General features: G+C 63.2%; 7 protein-coding genes and 1 pseudogene. 4 read left to right on the top strand and 4 right to left on the bottom strand.

Annotated elements, in window-relative coordinates; translation table 11 throughout:
- Positions 1-36 precede the first annotated feature (36 nt).
- Positions 37-213 (top strand): LytTR family DNA-binding domain-containing protein, encoded by a 177-nt coding sequence (locus ACE3OH_RS18060; protein ID WP_374356380.1) that lies wholly within the window; start codon positions 37-39, stop codon positions 211-213.
- 12 nt (positions 214-225) lie between these two features.
- Here the strand turns inward: ACE3OH_RS18060 and ACE3OH_RS18055 are convergent, their stop codons facing one another.
- Positions 226-1635, bottom strand: a complete 1410-nt coding sequence (locus ACE3OH_RS18055; protein ID WP_374356377.1) for a patatin-like phospholipase family protein — start codon at positions 1633-1635, stop codon at positions 226-228.
- A 265-nt stretch (positions 1636-1900) separates the two neighbouring features.
- Here ACE3OH_RS18055 and ACE3OH_RS18050 point away from each other — a divergent pair, with 265 nt between their 5' ends.
- Positions 1901-2737: a universal stress protein gene (locus tag ACE3OH_RS18050; protein ID WP_374356374.1), complete on the top strand. Its 837-nt coding sequence runs from the start codon at positions 1901-1903 to the stop codon at positions 2735-2737.
- A 21-nt stretch (positions 2738-2758) separates the two neighbouring features.
- Positions 2759-3028 carry a DUF3562 domain-containing protein gene (locus tag ACE3OH_RS18045; protein ID WP_374356370.1) on the top strand — a complete coding sequence of 90 codons (270 nt, stop codon included), beginning with the start codon at positions 2759-2761 and terminating at the stop codon, positions 3026-3028.
- Between the two features lie 201 nt (positions 3029-3229).
- On the opposite strand, the gene ACE3OH_RS18040 is transcribed toward ACE3OH_RS18045, so the two are convergent.
- Positions 3230-3775, bottom strand: a complete 546-nt coding sequence (locus ACE3OH_RS18040; protein ID WP_374356367.1) for a YceI family protein — start codon at positions 3773-3775, stop codon at positions 3230-3232.
- Between the two features lie 124 nt (positions 3776-3899).
- Here ACE3OH_RS18040 and ACE3OH_RS18035 point away from each other — a divergent pair, with 124 nt between their 5' ends.
- Entirely contained in the window at positions 3900-5393 is a 1494-nt protein-coding gene (locus ACE3OH_RS18035; protein ID WP_374356364.1) for an AMP nucleosidase, read from the top strand.
- 161 nt (positions 5394-5554) lie between these two features.
- Here ACE3OH_RS18035 and ACE3OH_RS18030 read toward each other — a convergent pair whose 3' ends face one another.
- Together ACE3OH_RS18030 and ACE3OH_RS18025 are read right to left on the bottom strand one after the other, a co-directional pair.
- Positions 5555-5896 carry an FKBP-type peptidyl-prolyl cis-trans isomerase gene (locus ACE3OH_RS18030; protein WP_374356383.1) on the bottom strand — a complete coding sequence of 114 codons (342 nt, stop codon included), beginning with the start codon at positions 5894-5896 and terminating at the stop codon, positions 5555-5557.
- Between the two features lie 4 nt (positions 5897-5900).
- Positions 5901-6190, bottom strand: a pseudogene (locus tag ACE3OH_RS18025) (TetR/AcrR family transcriptional regulator); the annotation flags it as partial.

Genomic DNA, 6190 nt, shown 5'->3' with positions numbered 1-6190 from the left:
TTCGAGGCGCTTATCCGCAAGCCTATCTAGTAATTGGTGGACGAGCTGTACCCCGACGAATTCTGGCAGATCCACCGCGCCACCCTGGTGCGGGTGGATGCCATCGACCAGGTATCACGCGATTTTCGCGGCCAGCAGATCGTCCATGTGAAGGGCCACAAGGAAGAGCTGGAAGTGAGCCGCAGCTATAACCATCTGTTCAAGCATATGTAGGCGGATGCGCAGCTATCTGGCGGCGGGGGCGGCTCGCGTCGCCGCGACAAAGCGCTGGACGACTGCGCTATGCATGACCGCCTCGCGCCCGGCGGCGATCAGCTGATCGACCTGTGCCTCGGGCAGACTCAAACGGGTGGGAATGGCATTGAGGCGGGCCGAGCGCTCCGCGCCCAGATCGTCGAACGACACGCGGGTGACGACAAATTCCACATCGTCGCACCGCCAGCCGGGCCGTGCGGCCGCCAGCGCCTGTTGCCGGGCTGCTGGCAGGGCGCAGCGGTAGTCGATCACATCGCGCTGCCACTGCTTCATCATCGGTACGAAATTGTCGTAACTCATGCGCACATTGGTATCGATGGCCGAGTCGATGGCGGCGCTGGCCAATTCGACACCGGACGGACCCGACTCGCGCTGGTTCCAGTCGCCACTGGGCGACTGGCCGGCATCCACCACCACGAACAGCATCTTGCGCGTGCGCACCGCATCGGTCTCGGTCAAGGGGCCATAGGGCGCGCCGCGCAACAGGCGCGACTGCATGATGCTGGTCAGGCCGTAGTTATCGGTTACCCCACCGTCGATCAGCTTGATATAGCGCCCCTTGCCGGCATCGCGGATATCCTGCACCCCTTTTTTCACCGCCAGCGCCAGCAAGGAATGCGCGTCATTGCCACGGGTGCTGACTTCAGGCAGGGCGGTGACGCAGGCATCCGGATGCTTTTCCAATACCACCGGCGCAAAGAACAGCGGCACCGCCATCGAGGCGGCCACCGCATCGGCCACCGGATAGCTGGCCAGATCGCTGCATAGCAGATCAAACGCCCGCTGGGTGAACGGGAAGGCGATGCGGTGGTACACATTGGTGGCATTGACCATCACGATGGGCTTGCCGCGCCGGAACATATCGGCATAGCTGGCACCCCGGAATACATCGGCATCGAGCCAGCGCTGCAGGTCTTGCCTATCGTTCAGGCCACCGGCCATCAGCCGGGCGATATTGAGCGGATTGACCAGGCTGAAACGCAGATCGGCTTCACCATCTTTCAACAGCACCGAGCGAAAGCTGTTCAGCGTGTCCTTGCCGTGCAGGCCGTAATAGGCTGCGGTCATCGAGCCGCCGGACACGCTACTGATAAATGACAGCTCGTCGAGCAAGGCGCGCTGGCCATCCAGCGGCAAGGCATCGAGGCCCTGCAGTGCGCCAAAGGAAAACGCCGCCGCGCGAATGCCGCCGCCGGAAAACGACATCGCCACTGCCGTCTCGCCGAACACATCGACCGGCTCGCGCAAGGGCGGCACAGCCTGCGCCGCCGGCTTGATCGCCGGCAGGTTGCGCGCCGTGTTATGCGGCGCCGTGGAGCAGGCAAACAGACAAAGGCAGCAGAGGGCGAGCCAGGCGCCACGCAGTCGTATCAATGACATCGGTCAAGTCCAGGCAGGAGTCGGGCCCGCGATTCGGCGCAGGCAAGGGGAAGTACCGCAGCAACAGCAGCACTGCGCCGTGAAGGCGGACGCATTCTTACTCGAAACTGGCAAATGAATCTAGCGCGCAATGTTTTTCATTTGCTGAACCGCAAGGCCGGCCATTAGGGCCGTCAACGCCAGTTCGCATCGGCTTGACCAAGATCAAGGAGCGAGTGCTGCGCCAGATCAGAATGGCGCCACCACCGCGCCCAAGGAGCCACACATGAGCTATCGCACCATCTTGGTCCATGTAGACAGCAGTCCGCGTGCCGCAGCACGTATCCGCTATGCCTGCCAGCTGGCCGAGGCCAACGAGGCCCATCTGACCGGCCTGTTTGTTGCGTCGCCGGTATTCAGCGGCGGCCTTGGGCCGTTTCCGGCGCCGCCGGAGACCTATGCCGCACAGTATCTGGCACTGGAGCGCGATGCCGCCGCCGCCAAGGCTGGCTTCGAGCGACTTACCCAGGCCTATCGCCCTCGGGTGGAGTGGCGCCAGCAGCTTGGCCCCTGTGTGGATGCCTTCAATCTGCATGCGCGCTATCACGACTTGCTGCTGCTCGGCCAGCGTGATGCGGCGGCACCGGTTGACGGAGTACCGGACGACTTCGTGGCAAGCGTGGTGATGGGTTGCGGCCGGCCGGCCCTGGTCTTACCCTATGCCGGCGACTTCACTGGCCCCTCGCGCCATATTCTGGTGGCCTGGAATGGCAGTCGCGAGGCCACCCGTGCCGTGACCGATGCCCTGCCACTATTGCGCGAAGCCGATCGGGTGACCGTGTTGACCATCAGCCCGCAAGTGGGCGATCACGCCCATGGCGAGCTGCCTGGCGCCGATATCGGGCTGTATCTGACCCGCCATGGCGTGCATGTCGAGGTGGCGCGCGATGTGGCATTCAGCCGCGATGTCGGCGAGGTCTTGCTGTCGGCGGCAGCCGACCGCGCCGCCGACGCCATCGTGATGGGGCTGTATGGCCATTCACGCCTGCGCGAGCTGATGATGGGCGGCGCCAGCCGCACCCTGCTTGGCGCAATGACCATCCCGGTATTCATGTCGCATTGATGCAAGCCCTGGAGTATCAACATGACCTTGCCCAGCCCAGATAGCCTGAGCGCAATGCGCGCAGCCGATACGGCACCACGCAGCGAAAAATGGCCAGCCGCCGTGGTGGCGCTGGCCGAGCGCTTCCACGCCCCGCTTGAGCATATCGCCGCGCTATACCAGGAAAAATGGCGCAGCCTGCGCGATCACGCCACCGTGACCGTCTACCTGCCCATGCTGGTGGAAAAACATATCAAGGCCTGCCTGCGTGCCGAGGCGCATCAGCATGAAGATGCCCTCAAGCCCCATTGAACCTTGGCGCGCAGACCACAGAGCACACCGAGAAAGCCGAAGTGTAGGTCGGGTTTCAAGCCGACAGCACCGCTAGAAAAGGCCGCATCACCACCACCGCCGCGCCCCGTCGGCTTAACTCCCGACCTGCCGCTTGGGGTTCTGTTCCGATTTCAGGGTTGGCACAAGAAGCGACCGTGGTTGTCATGCTGTGAACAGGCTCTAAGGCGCCGCAGCATCCATCTCGATCTGGATGCCGACTTCGTCCGCCACCAGCGGCAGGTAGTGGCGCATGCCCCATTCGCTGCGCAACAGGCTGGTACTGACGCTGGCCTGGCAAGCGGGGCGCCTGGCTAATTCGCAGCGCAGCGCGCTGATATTGAGCTGCACAGGCTTGCTGACGCCGTGCAGGCTCAATAGGCCAGACACCTGGCGTGGCAGATCGGCGTCCAGCGCCAAGTCCTGCACCTTTACCGTTGCCAGCGGGAAATTTGCCACATCGAAAAACTCGCTGCCGCGCAGATGGTTGTCGCGGCTTTCCGAGCCGGTGCTGATCGAAGCGAGCGCGATACGCACTTCCAGGCTGGCGGTCCGCGTCACCGTATCAATCTGCATGCTGCCACTGGCCTGGGTAAACACGCCGTCGATGGCGATGAATCCAAGCGCCTTGGCCATGAAGCGGGGCTGGACATGGATCTGGTCGAGCGTCAGCATCGGTTCTGCCATGGCTGACAGGCAGCCAATCACATTGAGCAGCCAGAGACGCAAGCTGTGTTTCGGCCGGCATGGCATGGTCAATCTGTCTCCCGTGCAGGTGGGCAGACTGCCATTGTAGGTTGCGGTTTCGGCAACGCGTTGCCGCGAGGCGCCGAGCCTATGCATAATGGTGCGCATGCCCAATCTACCGCCCTTTATCGCCCCCGCCCGCTACACCGATCCCGCCGCCGCATTGGCGCGTGCCAATGAAATCTACCAGCAAAGCATCCAGCATCTGCGTGTTGCCATGCAGCGCTTTGTCGCCGGAGAATCCCTGCCCGGCCGCGTTCGCGCCTGCTACCCGTTCGTGCGCTTTCAAACCGACACGGTGGCGCGGCTCGACCCGGTGGATACCAAACGCCGCAGCTACGGCTTTGTCGCTGGCCCCGGTCGCTTCGAAACCACCCTGACCCGGCCTGATCTGTATGCCGACTATTACCTGGACCAGCTTGGCCTGCTGTTGCAGAACCACGAGGGCACGCTGGAAGTCGGCACCAGCACCCAGCCGATTCCGCTGCATTTTTCCTTTGCCGAGCATGAGCATGTCGAGGGCAGCCTGAGTGCCGAGCGCCGCCAGCTGATGCGCGATGTGTTCGATCTGCCCGATCTCACCGCCATGGATGATGGCATTGCCAATGGCACCTACGAGCCAGCACGCGGTGAACCCTCGCCGCTGGCGCTATTCACCGCGCCTCGGGTGGACTACTCGCTGCACCGCCTGCGCCACTACACCGGCACCGTGCCCGAGCATTTCCAGAATTTCGTGCTGTTTACCAATTACCAGTTCTATATCGACGAGTTTGTGCGGCTTGGCCACGCCGCCATGCAGGACCCGAATAGCGAATACATCGCCTTTGTCGAGCCCGGCAATGTCGTCACCCGCCGCGTCGGCCTGGCTGCCGAGCCGAACGATGCCTTGGGCCAGGTGCCGCCACGGCTGCCGCAGATGCCGGCCTATCACCTGGTGCGCGCCGATCGCAGCGGTATCAGCATGGTCAATATCGGCGTGGGCCCGGCCAATGCCAAGACCATCACCGACCATATCGCCGTGCTGCGCCCGCATGCCTGGATCATGCTCGGCCATTGCGCCGGCCTGCGTACCACCCAGCAGCTGGGCGACTATGTGCTGGCCCATGGCTATGTGCGCGAAGACCATGTGCTCGATGAAGACCTGCCGCTGTGGGTGCCGATTCCGGCGCTGGCAGAAATCCAGCTGGCGCTGGAAGCAGCGGTGTCGCAGATCACCGGCGTGCAGGGTAGCGACCTCAAGCGCATCATGCGCACCGGCACGGTGGCCAGCACCGATAACCGCAACTGGGAACTGCTGCCGGACAACCGCCCGCAGCGCCGCTTCAGCCAAAGCCGCGCGGTAGCGCTGGATATGGAAAGCGCCACCATCGCCGCCAATGGCTTCCGCTTCCGCGTGCCCTATGGCACCTTGCTGTGCGTGAGCGACAAGCCCCTGCATGGCGAAATCAAGCTGCCCGGCATGGCCAACCAGTTCTACCGTGAACGGGTGGATCAACACCTGCGCATCGGCATCCGCACCATGGAATTATTGCGCGAGCAAGGGTCGGAACAGCTGCACAGCCGTAAACTGCGCAGCTTTGCCGAGGTGGCGTTTCAGTAACACCGGGATGGCTCCTACCCGTTCAAGGGGGAGGCTGGGTGGGAGATGGGGTCAGCCAGTAGCTGGGTATCACTCACCCCATCCCCACCCTCCCCTGAAGGAGAGGGAATCCTCGCGTGCCGATTCATGCCTGGCCAAGACCTGCGTAATGGCCAGCCCGCTCAATCGTCGCGCGTCAGCACTTCCAGGAGTTCGATCTCGAAGCTCAGGTCCGACCCCGGCGCGATCAGCTTGCCGACCTGGCGATCGCCATAGGCCAGCTCGGCCGGCACCCACAGTTTGCGCTTGCCACCCACGCGCATGCCCATCAGGCCGATATCCCAGCCCTTGATCACCCGGCCGGTGCCGATCACGCACTGGAACGGCCGGCCCTTGTCCCATGACGAATCAAACTTGCTGCCATCGGCCAGGAAGCCGGTGTACTGGGTGGTGATCAACGCCCCTTTCACTACCGCCTTGCCCTCGCCCACCTCCAGATCTTCAATCTGCAACTGCCCCTCCATCGCCTTATCCATTGCGCTGTGCCACCCCATCGAGAAACACCGCCAGCATATTGCTGACGATCGTCTCGTCATCCATCTTGCTATACAGCCTCAGGTAATCCACCGCCGGGTCGCAGGTGCGCGCGTAGTAGCTGTACAGGATCACATCGTCCGGCAGGCTGCTGCGCAAGCTGCCATCCTTCTTGGCCGCGGCCACCGCGTTGCCAAGCTGGTTGTTGAGCTTGAGCACCTTGGTCACATAGCGCAGATTGCGCGTCAGCATCTCGCGCACCTGCGGGCTGGTCGAGGGCAAGA

Source organism: Chitinimonas sp. (genome assembly GCF_041904975.1).
Classification (GTDB): Bacteria; Pseudomonadota; Gammaproteobacteria; order Burkholderiales; family Chitinimonadaceae; genus Chitinimonas.
Note: the sequence above shows the minus strand (reverse complement) of the source record. Positions and strands in the feature narration are given on the sequence as shown.